Source organism: Synechococcus sp. PCC 7336 (assembly GCF_000332275.1).
In the GTDB taxonomy this organism is placed as follows: Bacteria; Cyanobacteriota; Cyanobacteriia; order Thermostichales; family PCC-7336; genus PCC-7336.
Window position 1 is genome coordinate 4,830,400 of record NZ_CM001776.1, and the last position, 26,074, is coordinate 4,856,473.

General features: G+C 52.6%; 13 protein-coding genes and 1 pseudogene. 3 read left to right on the forward strand and 11 right to left on the reverse strand.

Going from position 1 to position 26,074, the window contains the following annotated elements; genetic code table 11:
- Positions 1-94: 94 nt before the first annotated feature.
- The 4 genes and pseudogenes from SYN7336_RS22900 to SYN7336_RS22920 form a co-directional block, all read right to left on the reverse strand.
- Positions 95-787, reverse strand: a pseudogene (locus SYN7336_RS22900) (transposase family protein); the annotation flags it as partial.
- Positions 788-914: 127 nt separating this feature from the next.
- Positions 915-1,976, reverse strand: coding sequence for a helix-turn-helix domain-containing protein (locus SYN7336_RS22905; RefSeq protein WP_026101252.1), 1,062 nt, complete (start codon positions 1,974-1,976; stop codon positions 915-917).
- 2 nt (positions 1,977-1,978) lie between these two features.
- Positions 1,979-4,531 carry a sacsin N-terminal ATP-binding-like domain-containing protein gene (locus SYN7336_RS22910; protein ID WP_026101253.1) on the reverse strand — a complete coding sequence of 851 codons (2,553 nt, stop codon included), beginning with the start codon at positions 4,529-4,531 and terminating at the stop codon, positions 1,979-1,981.
- Between the two features lie 440 nt (positions 4,532-4,971).
- The gene (locus tag SYN7336_RS22920) at positions 4,972-5,889 is read right to left on the reverse strand and encodes a tyrosine-type recombinase/integrase (protein WP_017328285.1); all 918 of its coding nucleotides are present in this window, start codon (positions 5,887-5,889) and stop codon (positions 4,972-4,974) included.
- Between the two features lie 28 nt (positions 5,890-5,917).
- On the opposite strand from SYN7336_RS22920, the gene SYN7336_RS22925 reads away from it, so the two are divergent.
- The 3 genes from SYN7336_RS22925 to SYN7336_RS22935 all read left to right on the forward strand — a co-directional run bounded on the left by SYN7336_RS22925 (position 5,918) and on the right by SYN7336_RS22935 (position 8,533).
- Entirely contained in the window at positions 5,918-6,244 is a 327-nt protein-coding gene (locus SYN7336_RS22925; protein WP_017328286.1) for a DUF4351 domain-containing protein, read from the forward strand.
- Positions 6,245-6,620: 376 nt separating this feature from the next.
- The gene (locus SYN7336_RS22930; RefSeq protein WP_017328287.1) at positions 6,621-7,664 is read left to right on the forward strand and encodes an LPO_1073/Vpar_1526 family protein; all 1,044 of its coding nucleotides are present in this window, start codon (positions 6,621-6,623) and stop codon (positions 7,662-7,664) included.
- Positions 7,665-8,116: 452 nt separating this feature from the next.
- A complete protein-coding gene (locus SYN7336_RS22935; protein WP_017328288.1) occupies positions 8,117-8,533 on the forward strand; it encodes a rhodanese-like domain-containing protein in 417 nt (138 codons plus the stop codon).
- An 81-nt stretch (positions 8,534-8,614) separates the two neighbouring features.
- On the opposite strand, the gene SYN7336_RS22940 is transcribed toward SYN7336_RS22935, so the two are convergent.
- From SYN7336_RS22940 to SYN7336_RS22970, 7 genes are all read right to left on the reverse strand, one after another.
- Complete coding sequence (locus SYN7336_RS22940; RefSeq protein ID WP_017328289.1) at positions 8,615-9,838, reverse strand: ABC transporter permease; 1,224 nt, start codon at positions 9,836-9,838, stop codon at positions 8,615-8,617.
- Positions 9,839-9,863: 25 nt separating this feature from the next.
- Complete coding sequence (locus tag SYN7336_RS22945) at positions 9,864-11,303, reverse strand: efflux RND transporter periplasmic adaptor subunit (RefSeq protein ID WP_017328290.1); 1,440 nt, start codon at positions 11,301-11,303, stop codon at positions 9,864-9,866.
- Positions 11,304-11,305: 2 nt separating this feature from the next.
- A complete protein-coding gene (locus SYN7336_RS22950; protein WP_017328291.1) occupies positions 11,306-11,527 on the reverse strand; it encodes an MbtH family protein in 222 nt (73 codons plus the stop codon).
- Between the two features lie 77 nt (positions 11,528-11,604).
- Entirely contained in the window at positions 11,605-11,925 is a 321-nt protein-coding gene (locus SYN7336_RS22955; protein WP_017328292.1) for a hypothetical protein, read from the reverse strand.
- Between the two features lie 131 nt (positions 11,926-12,056).
- The gene (locus SYN7336_RS27415; RefSeq protein ID WP_017328293.1) at positions 12,057-18,005 is read right to left on the reverse strand and encodes a non-ribosomal peptide synthetase; all 5,949 of its coding nucleotides are present in this window, start codon (positions 18,003-18,005) and stop codon (positions 12,057-12,059) included.
- A gap of 35 nt (positions 18,006-18,040) precedes the next feature.
- Positions 18,041-22,771, reverse strand: coding sequence for a type I polyketide synthase (locus SYN7336_RS27425; RefSeq protein WP_083885859.1), 4,731 nt, complete (start codon positions 22,769-22,771; stop codon positions 18,041-18,043).
- Positions 22,772-22,819: 48 nt separating this feature from the next.
- Positions 22,820-26,035 carry a non-ribosomal peptide synthetase gene (locus SYN7336_RS22970; protein ID WP_017328295.1) on the reverse strand — a complete coding sequence of 1,072 codons (3,216 nt, stop codon included), beginning with the start codon at positions 26,033-26,035 and terminating at the stop codon, positions 22,820-22,822.
- Positions 26,036-26,074: the final 39 nt, after the last annotated feature.

A 26,074-nucleotide genomic window follows, 5' to 3' on the forward strand; every position in this document is an offset into this window, starting at 1 on the left:
CCCCTCCAGGAAGCCAAAGCACAGAGGGAGTGGAAGCAAGTTGGACGGATTGACTTTTACCATCCCCAACACTGCGTAGAGCCTATCCGAACAGTATTGGTTCGCGCCCCAACTCTCGGTTGTAGGACTTCTCCAAGGGGGAGAGCTCTCCCCCCTTGGGCTTTTTCCTTGGGATGAAGCTATTGGCATGGTAATCAGCCATCCCTTGATAGCCGCTGTCTTGCAAGCTCTGCGTCTCGGGGTGGAAATAAACGCCAGAGGCTTTGAATAGGCTGAAATCATGACGACTCCCCTGGCCAAAGAAGGTGCAGATGATTTGCCTGGTTTGCTGGTCGAGGATAATTTGGCATTTGAGCGTATGTTGCTTCTGCTTGCAGCAATAGAAGCGTCTTTGCTTGCGCTTGGGGCGTTCAATCAGGGTTTCTATCACATCCATCACCACCACCTCCGGTCTGCCAAAGCCTTGGACTAAGCGCTTTTTACCGGGTAAACGAAATAAGCCGGAACGCATCAGAGTATCCTCGACCCAATGAACAATGCGGCAGACGCTCAATTCTGAGACTCCCCAGTCGGTACTGATATGAAAGTATGTGCGATATTCTCGCCAATACTCCAGAGCCACCAACACGCGCTCTTCCAGGCAGAGACTGGGTTTGCGGCCTCGTCCCGAGAGTTTAGGCAATTGCTCCTTCAAGGCTTTGACCATGCGTTTAAATGTGGGACGACACACTCCAAATCGGCGTTTAAACGATTTGGGGATGAGTCGTTGGGCTGATTCATAGTTCATGGGCAGAAACATCGGCGATCCTCACCCTGTGGAATGCCATGGCTAGCGCTCCTTCCGCAAGTGCTTCGCAGGTGGGGAAAATCAACTAGACTACCACAAAACTTTTTTGCAAGAGCTCTATTCTAGACTAAGCTAACTTATATTTAGTGATCGCAGCCACATCTATCTGATTAGTGACCTCAGCTAAGTAGCAGAGTCTATCACAGATTTCACTTATCGACATTTGATGTTCAGAATTTACAGTGAACTGCCCCGAATAATACTGGAGAAACTTCTCATCAACAATCCCATTTCTGTGTGAGTACAAATGCCGTATTTGTAGGATTTTTTCGATTTCTTCCTCTTTTGCTTGGTCAATAACATGTAAATCGCTTATTTGCTTATTTTCTTTAATAAAGTTTTTTACACTTCCTTTTTGTAGTTTACTAATCTTTTGCTTAGCCCAATACTCAACAAAATCTTGTAAATCGGAACAACTAAGAACCTCTTCAATAGTTACTTGCTGCTTAGATTTCAATGTCGCTGGTATTGCGAGGAATATCTCGAATAGCAGATCAGATAAATATGTTTCAAAGTTGTCGATAAAAGAAGAAAATAAAATCCTTGAAAGAACTTTACCTTCTTGATTACTTGTGGGTTTACCTGGATCCAAAGGGTAAAGGATTAGTCCAAGGTCGTCTACTATTTTTAAGATACTCTGGTAATGCTCAATTAGTTTAACTTTAGCACTAGTTGCCTTCTTCTTATAATCTTCAAGTTGTTGACTGATATTCTTTATTCTTGAGTAGCCGTGGGATTTAAAATGTATTTTAGTTGGATTGACTAATTTCGTTCCTTCATCGTCTCTATCATATATTCTGTCTTCAAAAGAAATTAGCTTTTCTGATTTTTCAATTTTAATCACATAGAGCTTTTTCCCTTCATAAATAACATATTGATAATGTACTTGTGGCTGAGATGATAGAAGGTCTAGTGCTTTATGAGTAATTGAATTCGCATGAAAGTCATCACTTAGTCCATTTATTTCAAGATCATCAGATATACCTAGAATAATGTAGCCACCATCAGTATTTGCGAATGAGCTTATGAGTCTAGCAATCGTTCTAGAAGGTGGTAAAACAGCTTTATATTCGAGTTGAGGTCCTTCAGGGCTACCAATGATCTTACCTACTTCATTTGTAATATCCATATTCAAACTGGGATTCTAGTAATTCCTGTGTTTTTTAAGATCTTACCTAATGTCAAGCATTTGGGATCTTGTACACCATCATCAATCCATAACTCAGCACTAGGTTCGTCTAAAGTATCTTTTTCAGAGCTATAGTAAATAATTACTTCACCACTATCAGATGGCCTTACAACAATATATACGGGCAAACCATCCTTCTTGATACCACCAATTACAGTAGTTGCCAATTCTTCCCAATCACTGCAATCATATTCACTAAGATTTTGTAGATACTCAAGAACATTATTCTTAGCCCTACCTATTAAATTCTGAACATGCATAAACATTAAGGCTGATGGCGTTGATATATGAGTAAATTGCTCTGCAATATTTCTATCTTTTAGAGCTTCTTCTAACTCCTCAATAGAGGTTACTCCTAAACTTAGTAGGACTTCTTCTGTGATTTTTATCTTTCTGTTGTCACTAGATTCTTGTGCTGATACCAATATGTCCTTCAGTTCGGATACATTACTTATGTTGAATTCTTGCAGTAATTTTTCTAGTTCTTCAACTTTTTGGATGTTTTCAGATATATCAGACTTATCTTCTATGGACTCTACAACTTCTGCAAGCTGGCTCAGATCCTTACAAGATCTCATGACTCTATAAAGACTTTCCTTATCTTCGATAGTATTCATAAAAAGCTCAGCTCGCTTGCTGTACAATTCCGTAAATAGCTTTGCTCCCAAATTTGAATTGTTCTCAAACCATCCAGATAGAAGATTAATTGCTTCCACGGTATTATCTGTACTATCAGGATTTTTTAGCTTTTCAGTAATCGCTGCCGCAATATCCTTCTTGCCTTTAGCAGCATAATCCCCAAATTCTACTAAGTCATGCCTAAGTATATCATTCCAATCTTCACCCAATAATCTTAATACTTGAATAATATCATCGTCATTTATCTCATCAATGAACAAGCTTTTTTGTGTCCTGAAAATTCTATTTTTATTGGGAACAATCAAACTTCTCTCAAACAAATAATAGTTATTTGAATCTTCAAGGATGAATTCACCAAGAGTATTTAACCATTTAAAGGCTTCAACTTCTGACTTACCTAGATCTTTGCATAGCTTATCAATATTTTTGCGCCCTGTAATCGCATTGATTATGTCTTTATAATTAACTAAACTCCATCCATCCCAGGACAAGCTACACCATGATTGCAAATGATTTTTTTTACATACAGTATTAGGTGAAAGATCAAAGATAAATTGCCAAATCTTTTCTCTTACAATCTCTGAAAAAGATTTATTTGGGAAATCCAGCTCACTGATTGATCCCTTAGCATTCTCAAATGCTTCAAGTTCAACAATTTCAGCATCAAGGATGAATTTCCTGAGTGGCTTCTGAATGTAGTTTTCATACCACTTATCATCAAAATATCTTCTATCAGTAGAAGGCATTTTAGTTTCTACAAGATTATATAGATTAAAAAAGTTACCTCCTGCAACTAGAGCAACTTGTTGTTTGTATAACTCAACAGCATCATGTAAAATTTTCTGATTCTCTTTAACCTCTATATCATCATTACCTTTCAACCATATTCCATCTCTTTCTGTCAGAGGGTTAAAGAAGAAACTATTCACAATCATAGGGAAATGGAAATTCTCAGTACCAATGAGAGGAAAGTCGCAAAACAACTTTGGGACGTTAGCTATCTCTTTAATTAAAAACCCTTTCTCAATTTTCTCAATCTCTGTGGCAATCGAAACCCCTCCATTAGAAGCATGCAAGATAAAAAGATCTGTTGTCTTATCATTCTCTGTCTTCAATATATGCAAAACAGGATAATCTTTTTTGTCATTGTCATTCGTAAAAAAAGTTTCACATTTGCTAACTCTATCTATAATCTTTACTTTAGCTATTTTAGGGATAAACGCTAATACAAATGGGATTAAATCTGAGAACTGTTTTATTCCCATCTTCGCTATTTCTTTTTGCCGATCTGTTTCCAAGTAGTAGCAAAAAGAAGTATTAAGTTGATTTTCTTCAAAATCATGTGTGACTTTTTCCACAGAATCGCGGAAATCATTCCAAGACTTCTCAATTCGTGGCAATAGTTGAGATGTAGTATTACCTCGCCTGTCTAACAAAAAGTTAAAACGATACAAACTCTTGTCTTCTGCTCTTAGAACACCTCTGACCTTAATTACTCTGGAAAGAAGATGTGTTGTCAGGAAACCTGTTCCAAATCGACCTGTCTTTTTTGTCTGAGCCTCCTCCTCAACTTCTTTGGATGAAATTTGGCTTATAAGACCTATAACATCCTGCTCTGTAAAGTGAGTTCCATCATGTTTAAATTCAATACTATTTTGATTTAGCTCTATCTGAATATGTAGAGTTCTTTCATCTTCATCTGCAATACTATCTTTTGCATTCTGCAAAAGCTCCCACGCCCAGCGCCCTAAATTGTTTTCAACAGTTTTTTCTAGATCATGCAAGCGCTTCACTATTTTTTCAGCGATTGATCTATCTCCAGCATCCTTTCTCCCTTTTTCAATAGATTGAATCATAAGTACCTATATACGAAAATATTTCTACTGGTAATTCCTGAATCCTGGTATCGCCCTGCTATATTCTTTCTTTTGCATATTTGAGAAGTCTTAATGTAGCTATTTCATTACTTGCCAGTCCTATTTGAACTACTAATGCCTAAGGTTCTCAAATAGTAGGTATATTGAGATCTAACGAACATTTTAGCCGGACCGCTGCCAAATGACGAACTATTTGAAACGAATCTGGGCTTGGTTCAACGGGGGGTTACAGTCCGAGGGGCGTTTCTGGAGCAAATCAGCAATCTTTCCGTGGGATCTGCGATCAGCTGAGCATGAGCCTGGATACTCGGAGATCGGTGTGTCCCCTTATGATCGCAAAGAATGTTCCAAGCCCCCTCAGTCGCAGCCAGTCTGCCTCCAGCTACCCGGCAGCAATTGGCCGTGGAAGTGTTATTGGATTAGGAATCCTCCCCTGGCAACTGCCCCTCCACTAAGCGATAAAACTCCTCCTCCGCCCTCAGCTCCAACGCCCGCAGATTGTAGCGCTCGTAACTCGCCTCCGAGCGATGCCCCGTCAGTAGTCGAGCCAACTGCCCCTCCATCCCCATCACGGCAAGAAGCGTCGCAAACGTATGCCGCATCTGGTGGGGATGGCTGCTGTCGATCCCCGCTGCCACTGCCAGCCCCTTAAAAATCGAATACAGACCGTTGTAGGACAGCCGCCTCCCCCGATAGAGCGGATCGGGGCTGTGAGACACAAACAGGGGATCGCCCCCACTCCCCTCAAACCCAGCCCCCGCTCTCCAGTCCAAATACCTCGCGATCGCCTCCCGTCCCTCACTCCCCAGCGGCACTGACTTCCAACGCTGAGTCTTTGACTGAAACACCCGCAAGCGCGTCCCGTCGAAATCCTCAATATTCAGTCCGACAATTTCCGAAGCTCGCAACCCGTGAGAGAGAACGTGCAGCAGCGCCGTATCGCGCACCCGATTCTCCCCCCGATTCGCCAGCGCCTCGAACAGCTCCTGCACCTGTTCGCTCGGTAAATCCTTTGCCACCCAAGGTTTATCTTTGACCTTCTCCCACTGAGCAGTCGGATCTTTGACGCAGTAATCCCGCTCCACCATCCAGGCAAAAAAGCTTTTGAGCGCCGCCCGCGCCAAATTCAGCGACGCCGCCGATCGCCCCCTCTCCCCCACTGGCAATTTCTTCAGATAGTCGCGATAGCGATCGATCGTTCGAAAACTCGCCCCCTGCCAAGTCAGCGGCGTCCAATCCAAAAACCGCCTCAATTCGCGTCGATAATTGCGCTGGGTATTGGCCGACAGCTCCCGACTGGCAAAGAATTCCTCCACCCGCTTCCAGCGAAAGTCCACAGGCGGCGATCGCGGACAACGGGGAGATGTGGCGGCGTCGGCAGCGATTCTGGCGGGGTTAGTATTGGGGAAGGGTTTGATTCGGAGCGTACTGCGGGAGGATGTGATGAAGGAATCGGTGATTTACCAAGAGATTGTCTCGACGGCGGAAGAGCGGGGTCGAGATCTAGGCAAACGTGAGGAAGGTCTATCCTTTGTTTCCAGATTGCTCAAACATCGGTTTACGGAACTATCTCCCGAACTACAGCAACAGATTGAGAATCTTTCCCTCCAATCATTAGAAGAGTTGGGTGAGGCACTGCTGGATGTTTCTAGCGAAGCTGATTTGGCGGCTTGGCTTCAGGGGCATCGGTAGGCGATCGTTTCTCATAATAGACCAATGACACTAAGGAAGTTTAGTGATGTAGAAAAGTCTTGAAATGCGTGCCATGTCTTTTTGCGACTCCATCCTCCTGGCATGCTCTCAAGCCGATTACAAATTTATGAAGAGGCGTTCAGACATGGAAAAAATACTAGTTTTCTTAGAAAGGAATAAAGAATGGATATTCAGTGGCTGTGGGATGGCCTTGGTAGGAGGCTCATTGAGTCTTATTTTTTCGAAATCTCGTAGGCCAACACAATCACAAAAATCTGGAAACAACTCTATCAATCTTCAAGCATCAGGAAATTTAGATGCCAGTAATATTAATATTTTGCATCCCAAGAAATAGTAAGCCATAGAACCATTGGATATGTCAAGTAAAGCAAACCAAAGGCAAGAATCAGGAAACAACTCGCTCAATCTTCAAGCGGCAAGTATCTCTTTTAATCAAGGAGTTTCTTATAGTGAAGCGCGCCAAATTGCCTTAGATGTCTTCTCCTCCAACTTTGTAAAATTAGCCGATGAAGCCGCAAATATCGCTGAAACGAGAGTAAGGCAGTTTATCGACAATTATCTTGATGAACTTGAAGCAAGACAGCCAGAAGCATTAGTTTCAGCAAAAGATCCAGATATGCAATACATCTTGTATGAAGCTCAAAAGATGTATGCACGAACAGGTGATGATTTTCTAGCTGAACTTCTGATTGAACTTTTGGTAAAGAGAGCTCCTCTTAGGAAGAGATCTTTTGTACAGGTTGTCTTGAACGAGGCACTGGAAACTATTGGCAAAATAACAAGTCCACAAATGTATGCCTTGTCTGTGATTTTTCTGGTAGATAATTTGCTTCACGAGAGACCTGACAATATTGATGAATTCTTGAAGTTGATGAACAGCTACCTGATTCCGATGTCGATTGAAATGCCAAACATATCATCTGCTTATTTATACCTAGAGTATACAGGTTGTGTTCGTAGTGGTTTTTCCGGCACTAGTTTCATTGACATATTAAGAATGAACTACATGCATATATTTTCTAATATTATTAGCTCTGAAAATTACTTGCAACTATCGACTGAGATACCGATGATTGACGAGTTTCTGCGGACTTGCCAAGGTGGTTATAAATTCAGAGTTAAAGATCTGAATGAATTTGATGAGATCCTTGGCAAGGTGGGTATTCAGTCTGACGACGAAATTAGGAATAAAAGAAAACTATTTACTGAATTTGTCGCAGATTCTGGAGAGGTAAGGAACTTTCTTATCCAAAACTGTCCCAATGTTGAAATACTATTTGACCGCTGGAAGAGAGCTAATAACTACAGGCTGACAAGCGTAGGATTTGCTATTGCGCAAACCCACTTGAAAAAGACTTTTGGTTTGTCATATAGGCTAAGTGATTGGCTCAGCTTGTAGACTACAGGAGGAATAGATTATTACGCTGATGGATTCCAAATGACATTGGCAAATGATTGCACATTTCGTAGCTCATTAGATCTAGATGGCCCTGGTTCTTGCGGATTTTGGGGTTTGAGTAGTTGCGCGCCGCAGAAGTCGGGTGAAGGAGGGAATCAGTAAATCCCACCGATTGAGTGGAGAACCATCTCCCAGTGGAATCTGTCCCACTGTCCCTACGTAAAAGGGTCTTAGACTCCGGTCACATTGGCGGTAAGTAATGACCCCAATGGAGAGCAGACTACGAAAGTACTTAACCTGGTAGCCCAAACCGGGAGCGGGCAAAGGGAAGTTTGGAAGGGTTAACGAGAGTGAACGGTTGATGACGAAGCGTCATCAACCTACGTATCGGGAGGCGTTTACGCTGAAACCCTCTCAGGGATTGAAACCTCATTACCGCACTCTCTGCGGGGGTGGCCGCCTACAATGTGCGGGCTCGGTTTGATGCGAACCGCGTACTCGAGGTCGAGGCGAGCTCGCTGATTGCGGCCTCCGCACCGCAGCCGACATTGCTGGTAGATGTGCGCTTTGGCTGGGAATACGAGCGCGATCGCATTGGCGATAGTGCCTTGCTTCCACTGTCGGAATTGCGATCGGAGGCTGGAGTGGAACAATTGCGCGCACTCATGGCACAAGTGCAACGGGAAACCGGACAGCAACCCGAGGTAGTGCTGTATTGCGAGCGAGGTGTGCGCTCGGCTCGGGCGCAGCAGTACTTGGCTGAAGTCAGTATAGAAACCAGCAGTCTGGCTGGGGGCATTCGAGCGTGGCGACAGGAAGTCTCCGCCGAACGGGATGCAGAAGTGCTGACAGCCAACCGCCTGTTTTAGGGCTGGAGCATTTCAGCGACGCTGGCGTAGATATAACTTAATTCGGCAGGGCTCAATAGTAGCTTCAGGGCTGGATCGCTGTCATACCCCAATGCGTAATGCGTCGATTGGTTCGAGATTAGCTGCACGTCGAGCGGGGACTGTCCCAAACACGAGGCCAATGCTTCCAGAAACAGCAATTGATAAGACAACTATTCCTGATGATATTTCTGGCTGAAAAGGGGTTGCCCAACCAATCACAATCGCTCCGCTCATTCCTAACAAAGCTCCAATTATCCCACCTGAAGCCGACATTAAAATTGCTTCCAGTGTAAATTGAAAAAGTATATCTCTACGACTGGCTCCAATCGCTTTCCTCAGACCAATTTCTTGAGTCCTTTCACTAACTGATACGAGCATAATATTCATAACACCTAGACCGCCGACCAGAAGTGAAATGCCAGCGATGGAAGCTAGCAAAGCCGTTAATGCTCCTGTTACTGTCCCGGTTAACTCGAGTAAGTCTTTCTGACTGCGAACTGTAAAGTCATCTTCGCTGACAATACGATGTCGCAGGCGGAGCAAGTTAGTGATTTGGAACTGAGCAGCCCTCATACTTTGCTCGTCTTTTATGGAAAAAACGACGTAACTCAGCTCGATGCCTAATGGAGAAATATTACCAGCCAATCTACTTGCCATTGTTTGTAGAGGAATGAGAGCCGCTTCATCGTAGTCCAGGCCCACAATATTCGAGCCTTTTTCAGCTAAAACACCAATGACTTCAAAACTGACGCCATCGAGGCGAACCTGTTGTCCGACTGGTTGTTTGCCTTCTAATAGGCGATTTGCCAACCTTGCCCCCAGTACGACAACTTGGTTGGCACGCTGCATATCGAGCTCAGAAAAGAAACGTCCTCGCCCCAAGTCAAATCTTCTCACAAGAGGGAACTCAGAACTCGTTCCGACGATCGTCAGATTTGAACTGAGATTGCCCGCAGAGATGACGCCTCGCTGATTGTACTCGGGGGCCGATCCGCGAATAGACGGAATTTGCTCGGCGATCGCTTCGGCATCGCTCAGTACTAACGTATTAGGCACATTAAATGAAGCCCGCTGGGCCTCGACACTGCCAGGGGTGACTGACAAAATATTGGGGCCTAGACCCTCGATTTCTCTAGAAACAAATGTCTGAGCTCCTTGTCCAATGCCCACCATGACGATGACTGAAGCATTTCCAATGACGATACCTAAAATCGTCAATCCACTACGCAGCTTATATGCAGAAAAAGTTGCCGCTGCCATACTGATTACATCTTTAAAATTCATGGTTATAGAGCGATTGTTTGAGATCCTAGGGGGCAAAGTCTTCGATCTTTCGATTGGGAGGCAACTCAAAAAAAATGCGATCGCCTTCTGCCAATCCGCTTAGCACTTGGGCTTGACGATTGGATGCCAGACCAAGCTCGATCGGTTGGAATTGAATTTCGGCATCCCGGTCGAGGATAAGGATACCTGTTTTTCCGTCGATGGTGAGAATTGTGGACGTGGGCACTGAGATGGCTGCGGGAATCTCATCTCCAATAAACGAAACATCAGCATTCATCCCCGCTTGCAGTACGTTTTCTCCACTCACCAACTCGATACGCACTTGAAAAGAGGTAACATTTTGTTCGACTACAGCTTCTGGAGCCACTAGCGTCACTCGCCCGTCAAAGATGCGATTGGGATAGGCGTCAGCGATAATCTCAACGTGCTGTCCGAGATAAATTTTGCCGATATCAACTTCGGGAACTTCGGCCAATACCTCTAGTCCACTAGCGATGGAGACGATCGCGGTTGAGGTGGCTGAAGACGCGGTAGAAGCGGATGTGGTGGGTGTCACAAAAGCGCCTGCCGTCGCGAATTTCTGAGTCACGATGCCGCTGAAGGGTGCTTTAATTACGGTATCCTCCAGTAATATCTCTGCAGATTGCAGACTGGCTTGCAACTCCTCCAAAGTAGCGGCGGCGGCGGCAATATCTTCAGCTCGATTCCCTCGACGCATTAAGGATAAATTTGATTGGGCTTCTGCCCAGTTAGCTCGTTCGAAATCGACAGTGGCCCGAGCCACTGTGACTTCATTTTCCACCCGATCGAAATCGTCCGCCGCGATCGCCCCCGCTCTGGCAAGATCTCGATTGCGGCGCAGTCTCATTTCAGCTAGTAATCGCTGAGCTTCTACTTCCCGAACGCGAGCCTCGGCTTGGGCGACACTTGCTTCGGCTTGAGAGATTTCCTCAGGGCGGTTTCCGGCTAGAGATTCTTCCAGTTCGGCGAGTGCTCGGGATACCCGAGCGCGCGTTTCTACCACCTCTGCTTCCAGTTCTCGGGCTTCCATCCGGGCAACGATTTGACCGGCTTCAACTCTATCGCCCTGTTCCACCAGCAGTTCTTCTAAAATGCCTGAGGACTTGGGGCTCAAATTGACTTTTTGCACGGGCTGAATGATGGCACTAGCCCTCAGGCGAATGGTGAAGGGTTGGGCTCGAACTATTCGAGTGAGTGCTAACAGGTCTTGGGGAGTTACCCTAGTGCGAGTGACGCGCCAATAGCTCGCTGCCCCGACTGTCGAGAGGATCGCAAGCAGTAGGGCAGCCAACCAGCGTTGCTCGAAATATCGAAAAATGGATAGTGAATAGAGCGTAGAGGCTTTCTCTGTTGTGCTAGATAGCCACAGCAGGAGAGTTGCCTCGTCAGAGCCCGCCGCGAGGGCGGCGCAGTAGAGATAAAGTCTCGAATAGAGTAAGGACATTATCAGGTTTGCTGCCCTGCAGCTTCCATTTGTTTGCGTAAACTGAGTGGGCGCATATCTGTCCAGACTTCACTGATGTAGTCCAAACATGCTTGCTTGGTGCCGCTCTTGCCTACATCTTTCCAGCCCAATGGGTTTTCCCGTTCTTCTGGCCAAATGGAATATTGATCTTCATGATTGATGACAACTTTGTAGCAGGTATTGTCTCGTTCTTCCCAACTCACGATTGAATTCCTCCGTAATAGATTGAGTCAAAGTGGGTTTGTTTTGCCGCAGTAGGTGAAGGTCTAGTCTCTGCAAATTACATTCGGTCTTCGGCCATCATTGCTCCCCTGGTATATGCGGGGATTTCAAACCCCAGAATGCGATCGCAGAAATCCTTCCATTCATCTGTTACAGCCTCGAAAACGACGTTCTGGTTCGAGAAAATTCCATCGGTGACGACATAGTTTTCTTGGAGATAGAGCACGTCTTCGTCACTCAGCTTCCGCTGAGTTTCACGTTCCCGGCCATCAATAGTTTGAGTTTCCTTGCGCATAAAGTTGAGGGGGCGCGGCCAATGTTCGAATTGCTGCAATTGTTTGAGGGGGTAAGCCTTGCAGTAAGCACCCATTTGAGTCATGGCACGTTCTCCATAGTGTTACGTAGCGATTATTGATTGAGGTCGGGGTGGCTTGCCTTGGAGGGGAGGTGCCCTCGATGTATGAAAGGCAGATTGATGCATGTCAACACTCCATGTGGGAATCAAATTCGTCAATCGGGAAGCAGGCCGCCCGAACGCATTGCCCTGGCACTGTCGCGAAACGCAGCGGCGATCGCCTCGATATCGGCATCGGTGTGGGCGCTGGAGAAGGAGCCGCAGTCTGCTTGGAGGTATACCCCCCGCTCTAAGAGGTGATATCGAAAGACATTGGCACTTCCTCCGGCTAAAGCCCCCCCGATCGATACCAAGCCGAAGCGGGAGCCAAAATGTTTCAGTTGTAAGGGAACTCGCTCGGTTGAGAACTCGGCATTGAGGCGATCGACGAATTGGTCAGTGCGCTGGTTGAGCTGAGATTGGAGTTGCGGACCCCGTCGCTGTATTGCTTGCAAAACTGCTCGTGTAGAGGCCATGGCCAGCGGGTGGGTGCTGTAGGTACTGCCAAATTCTGCGGGCGGAACTTGGGGTGCGGAATCGTCGCCATACTGCCAACTACCGCCGTCGATCGCATCTAAATACTCCGCTTTACCCGCGACGATGCCGAGGGGCAGCCCGCCACCAGCCGGTTTGCCATACACTGCCAGATCGGCATCCACCTCAAACCAAGCTTGGCAACCACCGGGATGAATGCGGAAGCCGAACACCACTTCATCCAAGATCAGAGCGATATTCCGCTCGCGAGTCAGGTGGCGTAACTGCTGCAAAAAGCCCTTGGGTTGGAGATCGAGGCGATCGGCAATTTGGCTTTGGACGGGTTCCACCAATACTGCCGCCAGCTCTGCTGCACGGGCCTCGACAATTTCGAGGGAGCGAGGATTGCCATAATCCAACACCAACACATCTGCCACGCTGCTGGCCGGAATTCCAGCAGTTCCCGGTAAACCTTGGGGGTTGAGGTTGAGGCTGTGGGGGCGGGCAAGGGTCGTGTCGGCGGTGCCGTGGTAGGAGCCTGCGAACAGAGCGATTTTGGCTCGTTGGGTGCGGGCGCGGGCGAGGCGGATGGCGGCAATGAAGGCTTCGGTACGGGTGCCTGCAAAGCTGACTCGTTCCGAGCCCGTCAGGGTTTGGATGGTTTGGGCCACTTCGGCAGCTAGCGGAGTTGGGGGGCCGAGAGGGAAGCCTCGCTCGATTTGCTCCAATAGAGCTGCTTTGACACAGGGGGGATTGTGACCCAACAAGGTCACCCCGTAGCTCATGGTCAAATCGAGATATTCGTTGCCGTCCACATCCCAGAGGCAGGCTCCCTCAGCGCGATCGACGGCGATGGGATAGACCATCTCCTTGAGGCGGGGGTGGAAGCCATTGCGGTAGCGTCGATCGGCCACTAGCGGGCGGGCGGTGGTGGCGAGTTGCTTAGATTGTTCGGTGCGTTGGGTGTGCCGCCGGGTAAAGGCTTTGAGATAGTGCTCCTGTTTGGGGGTGGGGTAGTCGAGCAGTTCGGTGCCCGGATCGAGGGGAAGTTCCGACAGGCGGCGATCGGGGTCGGTGGCGATCGCCTCTAGGATTACCAGGGCGTGGCGCAGCATTTCGACAATCGTGTCTGAGGTAAATAGGTCGGCGCTGTATTCCAAGAAGCCGACAATTTCGTCACCACTGTCCAACAGCGAGAGGGTGAGATCGCAGCGGGCGGTACCCCAGTTGACGGGGTAGGAACGAAATTCGAGGTTGCTGCTGCGGGTTTTGGGGTTGTCGGGGTAGCGCTTGTAGGCAAAAGCCGCTTGGTAGATGGGAGTGCGGCTGAGATCCGGTTCGATGTGGAGGGATTCCACCAATAGGTCGAAGGGCATATCTTGGTGGGCGTAGGCGGAGAGGGCGAGCTGGCGGATGCGACCCAAGTATTCTTTGAAGGTGGGATTGCCGGATAGATCCAAGCGTAGGGCTAAATAGTTGTTGAAGCTGCCGATGGAAGATTCCACTTCGGTGTGGCGGCGATCGGCGACGGAGGTCCCCACGATCGCGTCTTCTTGCTGGCTATAGGCGTAGAGCCAGATCGAGTAGGAGGCCAGCAGGGTCATGTAGAGGGTGACCCCCTCCTGCTGGCTGAGGTGGCGGCAGCGCTCCGCTAAGCCGGAGGGGATGCGCAGGAGTTGGATGTCACCTCGGAAGCTTTTGATGGCAGGACGAGGGTAGTCTGTGGGCAAATCCAGAATCGGCAAGGGAGGCGCGAGCTGCCCCTGCCAATAGGCTTGGCTGGCTTGGAGGGCACCGCTGTCCGAGCGTTTTTGCTGCCATTCGACAAAGTCGTCGTACTGGATGGTCAAGGGCGGTAGGGGGGAGGGTCGACCACTGGCGATCGCCGGGTAGAGCAGTTCCAGTTCCCGCATAAAGACATTGCGAGACCAGGCGTCGAAAGCTAGTTGGTGGCAGGTGAATAGGGCGATCGATTGCTCGGGATGCTCCCAAATGATGCTGGTGCGCAGGAGAGGACCGCTGGCGAGGTCGAAGGGCTGGCGGAATTCCAGGGTGGCGAGGCGCTCGGTTTCGGCAGCGCGAAGGGATTTTGGCAGGTCACTGATATCGACGACCAATAGGTTAACGGGTAAATCCGGGGGGACAGTTTTGATGACGCGATCGCCCTCAGTTCGAAACCGCGTGCGAATACTGTCGTGGCGCTGCTGGATGGTGGCGAGGCATTGCTTCAGCACCGGGATATCGAGGGGACCGGTGATGTGTCGGCCAGTGGCGGTGTTGTAGAAGTAATGGTCGGGGGACACCTGCTGAGTGAAGAACCAGAGGCGTTTTTGGGTTGGAGAAAGAGGTCGTTCCTCGGCGTGCTCGACAGGCACTAAGGGCAGGAGTTCCTGGCCGGAGGCAGTTTGGCGATCGCGATCGATGAAGGCTGCGAGTTCGGCAATGGTGGAGAATTCGAAGAGTTTGAGCAGGGGCAGGGGTCTGCCGAGCGCCGTTTGGATGCGGGAGACGAGGCGAATCGCTAGGAGCGAGTGGCCGCCTAGATCGAAGAAATTATCGTGAATGCCCACCCGTTCCACGGCCAACACCTCGGCCCAAAGGCTGGCAAGGAGTTCTTCGGTGGGAGTGCGGGGGGCAGTGTAGGTCGTAGCTAGGTCGAGGCGATCGCTGGATGGGGGCTGGAGGGCGCGCCGATCGACTTTGCCGCTGGGGGTGAGGGGGAAGCTGTCTTGGATAACGAAGGCGCTGGGCAGCATGTAGTCCGGCAGCCGCTCTTGGAGAAACTGCTTCAGGGTGGCGGCAGAAGCGACTTCTGGCTCGGTGGGGATGATGTAGGCGACGAGACGGCGATCGCCCGCTGCGTTGGTGTGGACCGCAACGATCGCCGCTTTGACAGAAGGCGCTTGGGCTAAGACGACTTCGATTTCCCCCAGTTCGATACGGTAGCCCCTCAGCTTGACGCAAGTGTCGATGCGGCCCAGATATTCGATGCGACCGTCGGGAAGGTAGCGGGCGAGATCGCCGGTTTTGTAGAGGCGATCGCCGGGGCGATCGCTGAATGGGTTGGGGATAAAACTAGCGGCAGTCAGATCGGGGCGATTGAGATAGCCTCGCGCGAGTTGAACGCCGCCGATGTAAATTTCTCCCGGCAAGCCAGTGGCGACGGGCTGCAGTTTGGCGTCGAGTAAATCAATGCTGGTATTGGCAATGGGGCGACCGATGGGCGGCAAGATCGGCCATTCGGAGGGGGCGTCAGAAAGGGCTTCTGCAGTGGCAACGTGGGTTTCGGAAGGGCCGTACTGGTTGTGCAAGCTGCAGTCATTCAGTGAGCTGAAGAAGGTTTCTAGCTGCGGAATCGCCTGCAATTGCTCGCCTGCTGCAATCACTTGGCGCAGGTGAGCGGGGAAGGCAGCTTGCTCGATCGCCACCTCTGCCAATTGGCGGAGGGCGACGAAGGGCAGAAATAGGCGTGTAACTTGCCAGTCATCCAGGTGGCGCAATAGCTGGGGGATGTCTCGGCGGATACTATCGGAGACGAGGATGAGGGTGCCGCCGGCATACCAGGTGGAGAAAATTTCTTGGAAAGAGACGTCGAAGTTGAGGGAGGTAAATTGCAGGGTGCGACTAGCGGCTTCGGAGGTGGATTGCGATCGCTGCCAGTGAACGAGATTGACGATCGCTCGGTGGGTCATCGCCACCCCTTTGGGCCGTCCGGTGGAGCCGGAGGTGTAAAGCAGGTAGGCCAGGTTATCGGGGTACAACTGCGGGGCTGCAGGGCGATCGCTGGAGTCAGTGTCGAACGGCTCCCAGCGGTCTAGGCAGAGAATCTGTGCTGAGGTTTCGGGGAGGCGATCGCGGAGGTGCTCTTGACTGACAATCGCTGACAGGCGAGCATCCGAGCAAATGATGCGCAGGCGTTCGAGCGGATAACTGGGGTCGAGGGGAACGCAAGTGCCACCGGCTTTGAGAATGGCGAGGAGGCCAATCGGTAGGTCCAACGATCGATCGACACAGAGACCCACTGAAACATCTGGACCGACACCTAACTGTTGCAAATAACTGGCTAGCTGCCCCGATCGCCGCTCTAGTTCGGCATAGGTTATCCGTTCGTCTTTGTAGGATACGGCGATCGCCTCCGGTGTTCGTTGGGCCCGATCTGCGAATAAATCTGGGAGGCAGAGGCGATCGGGATAGTCGGCGGCGGTTTGATTCCAGAGGGTCTGCTGCGCTCGATCTGGAGCCGCTGGCGTTATCTCCGACAGGGGGCAATGGGGGGCGATCGCGATTTCAGCTAAAAGGGTGCGGTAGTGCTCTAGTAGTTGTTTGGCGCTGTCGCCATTGACGCGTTCGCGATCGTACAGCAGTTCCACCGTCAGGTTAGTCCCGGGAGAAATCAGGACGGTGATGGGGTAATTGGTTTTCTCAAATTCATCCCGCTCGACTAAGGCGAGACTGCCCGTCGGACTGCTGCTGGCAGACTCGGAGGGAGTATTGCTGAAAACAAGCAAGGAATCGAATAGAGGGGTAGAGGGAGGGAGTTCGCTATAGCTTTGGATGCGGCTGAGGGGAGTGTATTCGTACTGTCGCGATTCAGCCTGCTGGATTTGTAGACTTTGCAACCAGTCCACTAGAGGGGCGTCGGGGTCGATGCGAACCCTGACGGGTAGGGTGCTGAGAAAAAGACCGACGATCGCATTAACGTTGGGAATTTCGGGAGGGCGACCGGATGAGGCCGTCCCGTAGACAATATCGGTTTCGCCCGTGTAGCAACTCAGCAATAGCGCCCAAGCCCCTTGAGCGATCGTATTGAGGGTGAGTTGGTACTGGCGGGAAAGCTGAACGAGCTTGTCGCTCGGGGCCGAGTCCAAAACTGCCCTAAATTTGGCACTCTCGGCTCGATTCTTCTCAGCACTGTGGGAGTTAGCTGATGTCAGGGTCGCGCGGCGATCGAGATCTAGGGCAATCGCTTCCCTAAAGCCAGCTAGAGTCTGTCGCCAATAGGTTTCGGCCTTGTCGAGATCCTGCTGTTGCAGCCAATTGATGTAGTCGCGAAAGCGAGGAGGAGGTGGCAACTGCAGAGTTTTCTGGCGCAGTTGCGCTTCGTAGCACAGCATCACCTCTTTGTAGAGGGTGGCCAGGGACCAGCCGTCTAGGAGGATGTGATGGTAGCACCACACCACTTGAAAGCGATCGCGATCGAGCTGAAGAATCGTCACCCGCATGAGGGGGGCTGCCGTCAGCTCGAATCCCCTGGAGCGATCGGCTGCGAGGATTTCCTGGCGGGCCTCCGCCTGCTCTCCTGCGGGCATCTGGCTCAAATCGCGATGCTCGAACGGTAGCTCTACCTGCTCGTAGACCACTTGATAGGGCTTTTCTAGGTTGTCCCAATGGAAGGAGGTGCGCAGGATAGCGTGGCGATCCACGACCTGCTGCCAAGCCTGCTGCAGGACGGACAAACGCAGTTCTCCCTGTAGCGTCCAGGAATACTGCTGCACGTATACCCCCGACTGAGGTGAGGCCAGGGTATGGAACAACATCCCCTGTTGCATGGGGGAGAGTTCGTAAATGTTTTCAACGGTGCGGTCTGGCACGGGGTCTACCTCGAACTTGACGAGAGGGTGAGGGGTTAATGGGACGATCGCAGGGCATCGAGGAGGCGATCGCGATCTTTGGGGTCAATTTGCGATCTGGCGAAATTGGGGGAAAGGGTCGCTTCTGCCAGTTGGCTTTCCGAAGTGGCCAAGGATTGCACTGTCTTGGCCATAGCCTCGGCGAGTCTGACAATGGTTTTGCGGTTGTGGAGGGTGGAGCTGTAGTGCCAGAGGAAGCTCAGGGAGTCGTTGGCAATGTAGCTTTGGAGTTCGAGCACGTAAGGACGTTGAGCCTCCGGGCTGCGGCTGGAGGTGCAAAGTTCCGGCACTAGCTCTAGGGGCAACCCTGCCTGCGCAGTTGGCGCTCTCTGCATAGACGCCTCCTCAGTTGAAGCCTCGCTAGTCGAGTCAGTCCCCACAAGCATGCCGAGATGGTCGAAGCAGATGGGGGAGGACGATCTCGACCCTGTTTGGCTGCCGTCCGAAGCTGGGTCGTCGAGATCGTGCAGCAGGCCGAAATGAACGCCGCTGTTGGGCACCGCTTGTAAGGTTTCGGAAACCTTACGTACAATCGCCTGGTGCGAGTCGTCGAAATCTGCCGCCAGTTTGAGGGGGAAGCGGCTACTGAAGGGGCCGACGGTTTCGCTAAAGTCAGTGTTCTCCAGCAGCTCGCGCCCCGAGACTTCGAGATCCGCCACCAGCGATCGCGCCCCCGTCCAATCCCCCACAGCAATGAGGAGGGCAGCCAATAGAAACACCTCTATCTCGATCCCCGTTCTGGTGACTTTGTCCTGCAACTGTTGGGTATAGCGCTTGGAAATGGCGATTTTGACGGTTGCGGCTGAGACTGCGAGATTGCTGCCTCTGGGGCGATCCAGCGGTAGAAGGGGTAGGGCTTGCCAGAGGGGTTGCCAATAGCTCCGTTCGGCTTTGACGCTGGGTGAGCTGGCGATTTCAGGCAGATGTTCGGCCCATTGTTTGAACGAGCAAGTTTTGGGTCTAAATTCCACCGCCATCCCCCGCTGTAGCAGTTGGTAAGCCAGCAGCAAATCTTCCAGCAGAATCAGCAGCGATTGACGATCGATCGCTAATTCGTGTGCCACAATCCACAAGCGATTGGGGCGATCGTCGCCGCGCTCGAACAGAGCCACATGCAGCAAAGGTCCTGTCTCTAAGTTGAATCCAGCCTGAATCTCTGCCACCGCCGCCTTCATGGCGAATTCCTCTGCTGTTTCCTTCGGATCGGTAACGTCGAGGCAAGTCAATGGCACGGCAACAACGGTGTCAGCTTGGGCCAGGTCAGTTCGACAGGTGTCAGGCCCCCATCCCCTAACCCCTTCCCCCAAACTTGGGGGAAGGGGAACAGAACGGTAAATTGCGGGTTTGAGGCTGTTGCTCCCCTCTCCCAAACTTGGGAGAGGGGCCGGGGGTGAGGGCAATACAGAGCCATCGAACTCAGCTTGGACCGATTCCCAGCCAGCTGCCGTGCGGGTAAAGGATAAACGCAGAGCATCGTGGCGCAGCAAACAGAGGCGTACGGCCTCTTGCAAGCAGTCGGCGTCGAGGGCAACACCGCAATCGAGCACCAACGAACGAGCCCAGTAATGGGGATTGAGGGGTTGCCGCCCAAAGAAACGCTGCTGTTTGGGGACGAGGGGAACGGCACCCGCAACGATGCCCTGTTCGGCCTCGCTGGATTGTGTGGGAACGGCGATCGCCGCCAGAGCCGCAATGGTTTGGTGCTGAAATAGTTGCGCGGGGTCCAGTTGCCAACCCGCTTGACTGACCAACGACAGAATTTGGATACCTTGAACGGAATCGCCCCCCAGTTCGAAAAAGTTTGCGTGGATGCCAATAGGAGAGATGCCCAGTACCTTTTCCCAGGCTGTGGCGATCGCGTTTTCCGCTGCGCTCGCAGGCAGATCTTCAGGGGCGATCGAGTTGGGCTGAAGAGGGTCTTGACTGGTTGGGGTTGGCAGCGTTGATGCTGTTGCCGATGTGGCAAGTGGCGAGCTGGCGCTGTCATGAGAGGCTGGCCCTGCAAGGGGCTCTGCGGGTATGACGTTGCCAGCGAGGGCACGTAAAAACTGCGGCGACATCTCGACCCAATGGCGCTGGCGTTGGAAGGGATAGGTGGGGAGGGGAAGGCGGTGGCGTTGCTCGCGGGCAGATCCCCCCTGCCAATCCACCTCAACCCCATGTCGCCACAGTTGACCGAGGGCTTCTAGAGCAGCGGCTAGATCGGCTCGTTCCTGTTTGGCATGGCGGGCAGAGGTCACTAGAGGGTGTTCGGGAGAGGCTTGTTTGCGAGCCAACGTCGTCAGGGCTTGCCCCGGTCCCACCTCCAAAAGAACCGTATTGGGAGTGTCGAGCAGACATTGGACGCCAGCGGCAAAGCGGACGGGCTGACGCATCTGTTGCACCCAGTAGTCGGGCTTGGTGGCGGTGTCGGGGTCGATCCAAGTGCCCGTCAGGTTGGAGATAAAGGGGAATTGTGGGGCAGCCAGGGGAATTTTTTCGAGTTCGGCAGCAAAGGTTGGGGCAATGCTCTCGACGGCGGCGGTGTGGAAGGCGTGGCTGGTGTGTAGCGGTCGATAGCTGATGTCTTGTTGCTCCAGCTTGGTTTGGAAGGCAGCGATCGCCTCCGGAGGTCCCGCGACCGCACACAGTTCCGGCGCGTTGTCAGCGGCAATCGCCGTGCCGGGTACCAACAGGGGCTCGATCTCTCTAGCAGAGCGCGGCACCGCTACCATTGCTCCCGACGGCATTTGAGACATTAGTCTGCCGCGAACGGCCACCAGACTAAGCGCATCTTCGAGGGAAAACACTCCTGCCAAGCAAGCCGCCACGTATTCACCGATGCTGTGGCCGATTGCCATCTGGGGCTGAACGCCCCAACAGGCCCACCACTGCGCCCAGGCATATTCCAGAACAAAAAGTGCTGGCTGGGCTAAGTCAGTTTGCTTGAGTCGCTGCTCTGCCTGGGCTTGCTGCGCGGGATCGGGGTAAAGAATGGTGCGCAGGTCTAGATCCAGAAGTGGCTGGAGCAGTTGGCAGCAGCGATCGACCTCCTGACGGAAGACGGGCTCGCCGTCGTAGAGATCGCGGCCCATATTGACGTGCTGCGAGCCTTGGCCGGGAAATAAGAAAGCCACGCTACTGTCGCCAGTTTCCCGAGGTTGAATCGAGCTTCGGTCAGGTGGGGCGAGGGCGGCGATCGCCTCCGGTACGCTCTGGCAGAGGACGACCTGTTTGTGGGCGAAGGGGACGCGGCCTAACTGCAGAGTGTAGGCCAGATCGGCAAGGGATATATCGGGGTATTGCTGGAGGTGCTCGACCAGTTGCGCGATCGCGGCATCGAGGGCGGTGGCGGTTTTAGCAGACAGCGGTAGCAGTTGCCAGGGCCGCGAGGGGCCTGAAGGTTGGGGAACTGGGGCTTCTTCGAGGATGACGTGGGCGTTGGTGCCGCCGATGCCGAAGGAACTGACACCTGCCAAACGGGGGCGATCGCCGCAGTCCCAGTCTTGCAAGGTGGCGTTGACGTAGAAGGGGCTGCGGGCGAAGTCAATGGCAGGATTGGGGGATTGGTAGTGCAGGCTGGGGGGCAGTTGTCGGTGTTGTAGTGCCAATACCGTTTTGATCGTTCCGGCGATACCCGCAGCAACATCTAAATGACCGATGTTGGTTTTGACGGAGCCTAGACCGCAGTAGCCAGTTTTAGGAGCTGTCGATGCATGGGTTCCCGCCCGAAATGCTTGCGTGAGAGCTGCCACTTCGATCGGGTCTCCCAAGGCGGTGCCGGTGCCGTGGGCTTCGATATAGGAAATTTCGCTGGGGTCTACTTCGGCCACTGCCATCGCTTCGGCAATGACGGCTGCTTGTCCTTCAATGCTGGGAGCCGTATAGCCAATTTTGGCCGACCCATCGTTATTGATGGCGGAACCCCGGATGGTGGCGTAGAGGGTATCGCCAGCTTCGATCGCTTCTTCCAAACGCTTGAGGACAACAATGCCAGCACCGCTGCCGAAAATCGTGCCCGCCGCACCTGCGTCGAAGGCACGGCAGTGGCCGTCGGGGGAATTAATGCCGCCGGTTTGGTGCAGGTAGCCAATTCCCTGCGGGAGCTGAATGCAGGCACCGCCAGCGAGGGCGAGATCGGACTCGCGATCGAGCAGGCTTTGGCAGGCGAGGTGAACTGCGACGAGGGAGGAAGAACACCCCGTTTGGACCGTCAGTGCTGGGCCTTTGAGGTTGAGTTTGTAGGCGACGCGGGTGGCGAGGTTGTCGGGGCGGTTACTGTGGCGGATTTGACCGACGCCAACAGTGCCGATTAGCTCTGGGTTGGAAAACAGGTTGTAGAGAAAATAGCTGCCGACGCCGACGCCGCCAAACAGACTGATGGGATAGGGACAGAGATTGGGGTTGTAGCCTGCCGTTTCCAACGCTTCCCAAGCCAGCTCCAAAAAGAGGCGCTGCTGGGGGTCCACGATCTGGGCTTGGCGGGGGGGATAGCCGAAAAAGTCGGCATCGAACAGGTCCACATCTTCAAGCACAACGCCCGCATTGACGAAGTTGGGGCGATCGCGCATTTGCGGGCTGACGCCGTTGGCCTGTAGCTGCTCGTCCGAGAAAAAGGTGACGGACTCCACCCCCCGGCTCAAGTTCTGCCAGAACTGGGCGGGGGTGGCAGCAGCGGGAAAGCGGTTCGCCATACCGATGATGGCGATCGCGTTAGGCGAGATAGAAGTAGAAGCGGAGTCGAGCATAGGTGGGCTGAGTTTGACGGTTTCGGAGTGGGGATAGTGAAAACGGCGCTAGCGCATTCGCGAGGGGCGGCGCTGGCGGGAAGCTAGGCGGCTGGCGGCGCGATCGCGGCTGCGATCGGCGGCTGTAGATTGGGTTTGGGTTTGCGTCAAATGGGCAGCGAGGGCGCTGACGGTGGTGTATTGGAAGAGGTCGGTGATGGCAATGTTGCGATCGAATAGCTCGCGCAGTTTGGCGTGCATGGCGATGACGGAGAGGGAGTGGCCGCCTAAATCGAAGAAATTATCCTGAATGCCGACGGTTTCAAGGCCGAGAATCTCCTGCCAGAGGCTGGCAATCTGGCGCTCGGCCTCCGTGCGGGGGGGGACGTAGGTCGCTTCCAGATCGGGGCGGTTGAAGTCGGGGTCGGGTAAAGCTTTCCAGTCCACCTTGCCGTTTGCGGTGAGGGGCAAGGTTTTCAGCAGGGTGAAGCTGGAGGGGCGCATGAAGGGGGGCAGCTTCTGCCGCAAAAAGTCTCGCAGGTCGCTGGTGCTGGGGGACGCTTGCCCCTTGGCGGCGACGAAGTAGGCGGCCAAGCGGCGATCGGTGGCGCTCTTGGTCCAGACGGTAACAGCGGCTTGTTGAATGGCTGGATGCTGAACCAGAGCTGCTTCAATTTCCCCCAGTTCGATGCGATAGCCACGCAGTTTCACTTGGCGATCGCTGCGACCGACAAACTCCAGCTTGCCGTCGGCAAGATAGCGAGCCCGATCGCCGGTTTTGTAGAGTCTGGCTCCCTCTTCTCGGCTGAAAGGATCTGGCAGGAATCGCTCTGCCGTGAGGCTGGGGCGATTGAGGTAACCGCGAGCCACTTGCGCCCCGCCGATATAGAGGTCTCCCACCACCCCAATCGGCACGGGTCGAAGCTGGCTATCCAGTACGTAGGCTCGGCAGTTGGCGAGGGGTCGTCCGAGTGGGACGGTATCTCGGGTATCCGCTGAACTTGTTGCATGAGTCAGGACACCTACGGTTGTTTCAGTGGGACCGTAATGGTTGAGGACGGCACAGTGATTCGATTGCAGCACTTCGAGCAGATCTCGACTCAAGGATTCGCCCCCCAAGACCAATTGACGTTTGGGGAGTAGCGCTTCCGGGGTACCGGAGAGTAGCAGTGCGGCCAAGTGAGAAGGAACGATCTTGAGACAATCAATCGGATGCTGCTGGAAGTAGGCGGTTAGGGCAGCGGCATCGGCCACTTGCGCTTCGGGAATGACGTGCAAGCAGCCGCCGGAGGTGAGGGCGGGGAAGAGAACGGTGTTGCCGAGATCGGCGGCCAAGGTGGAGACCAAGGCAAAATGGGCGGCTGCGGGCAGGTCCAACTGGGTCGAAATTGCTTGTAGGTAATTGAGCATTTGACGATGCTCGATCGCCACCCCCTTGGGGGTTCCCGTCGAACCTGACGTGTAGAGCGCGTAGGCCAGATTGGTAGCGCAGTTCTGGCAGGGAAGATTGTCGTCAGGATAGGTGGCGATCGTATTGGCGTCGCTGCCATCGATATAAACCACCGCCGATACCGAATCGGGAACCCTAGCGGCGAGGCGGGTTTGGCTAATCAGGGCGATCGCCTTAGCATCCTGAAGGCGCTGAGCTGCCGCTTCAACAGGCAATGTGGGGTCGAGGGGCAGGTAGGCACCGCCTGCTTTGAGTACTGCTAGTAGCGCGACGATGGCATTAGGAGAGCGCAACAGAGAAATACCGACGATTGTTTCGGGACCGACCCCCAAGCTTTGCAAGTGTCGAGCCAGTTGATTGGCCTTTGGGTTCAGTTGGCTGTAGGTGAGCTGTTGCCCGCCCCCCGCCACGGCAACGCGATCGGGATATTGCTCGACTTGCGCTTCAAAGAGGGTGTGGAGGCCATCGATCGCGGCAAACGATTGTTCGGTTTGGTTGAACGCTTGCAGAAGTTGGTGGCGATCGCGGTCGTCGAGAATTTCTAGGCGATCGATCGGGCGATCGGGATGGGCCAGGGCATCCTCTACGAGAGCGAGAAACTGCTGTTTCAGCCGCTGGATATCTGACAGCAGCAAGCGCTGAGTGTCGTAATGGAATTCGAGGGTAAGACCGCGATCGCTGTGGAGACAGGTGAGGGCGAGCTTGAGGCGGTGACTGTAAACCCGTTGTCGTTCTAGGGCGAGGGCGGTGGAGCCGTTGCGAATAGGGGCCGAGCTACTTGCCCATTCAAAGCCAATCCCTTCGCCATGGGTTGCAGCTTCATTCTTGTCAGATGCATAGCCGAAGCTATCTCGGTACTCTTTCGCCGTCGTGGAACTGCTCTGGGATTGGGCGAGGACTTCTGCAAATCGGTAAGACGGTTGCAGTGGGTAGCGCAGGGGGAGCCATTTTGCCAGTGGGCCAATGACCGACGCTAATTCCTCCTCATCCCGACCGTCGGCCAGTAGATGCAGTTTTCCCTCCGTTTCTCCCGTCAGCTTCCACAGCAAAACTTGCCAGCAAGCGAGTAAAACATCAGCGACTTCGACCTCTTGCTGTCGGGCTAGAACCGTCAGTCGAGTCACGGTTTCGGCAGACAGTTGCTCGACCAGAGCGCTAGGGACGAATGTAGGCGTTGCCGATCGCTCCAAAGGCAATGGGAATGGAGGTGTTGGGGCCGATTGTTTTGGCCAGTAGTCGTCTTCCTCAGTTGCGAGCAATTCATTTTGCCATTCGGAAACCTGGAGGTACTGGACCGGATCTTTATCCTCCTCGATCGCTCTGCCATCCAGCTCGTAGGCGCTGGCGATCGCGCGCGATAGCAGTTGAAGCGAAAGGCGATCGCCGCAGAGCCCCGAAAGTGTCAAGATTAGCCAGCTTTCGCGCTCGGACAAGCTCGCTCGAACTGCTCTCAGGCTCTGGCCTCCTTCCACCAGCTGCTGCTGTTCCGCTTGCAAGCAAGCTTGTTGGCGAGCGATTTGTTCCGCTTGGGGCAATTCACTCCAATCGCACTCTTTCCAGGTCGGGGGCACAGTCGCAGCGATCGCTTGGAGGGGCAGCTTGGTGCCGGGGCGACGGGGAAAGCTAGTGCGCAGAATATCGTAGCGATCGATGACTTGCTGCAGTGCCCTCTGGAGCCGATCGCTCTGGAGGCTGCCGGTCCAGCGCCAGACCATCTGGCAAGCATAGGTGGAGTTCTGCTGTTGCAGAGTCCAGAGATGCTGTTGCTGCGGAGATAAGCGAAACCCTTGCAGGGGTTGGGGTGCTGGCAGGGGTGTCGATGGAGCGGTGGTCATGGAATTGGCCGTTAGCAATGGTTGAGCGAATCGAGGTTG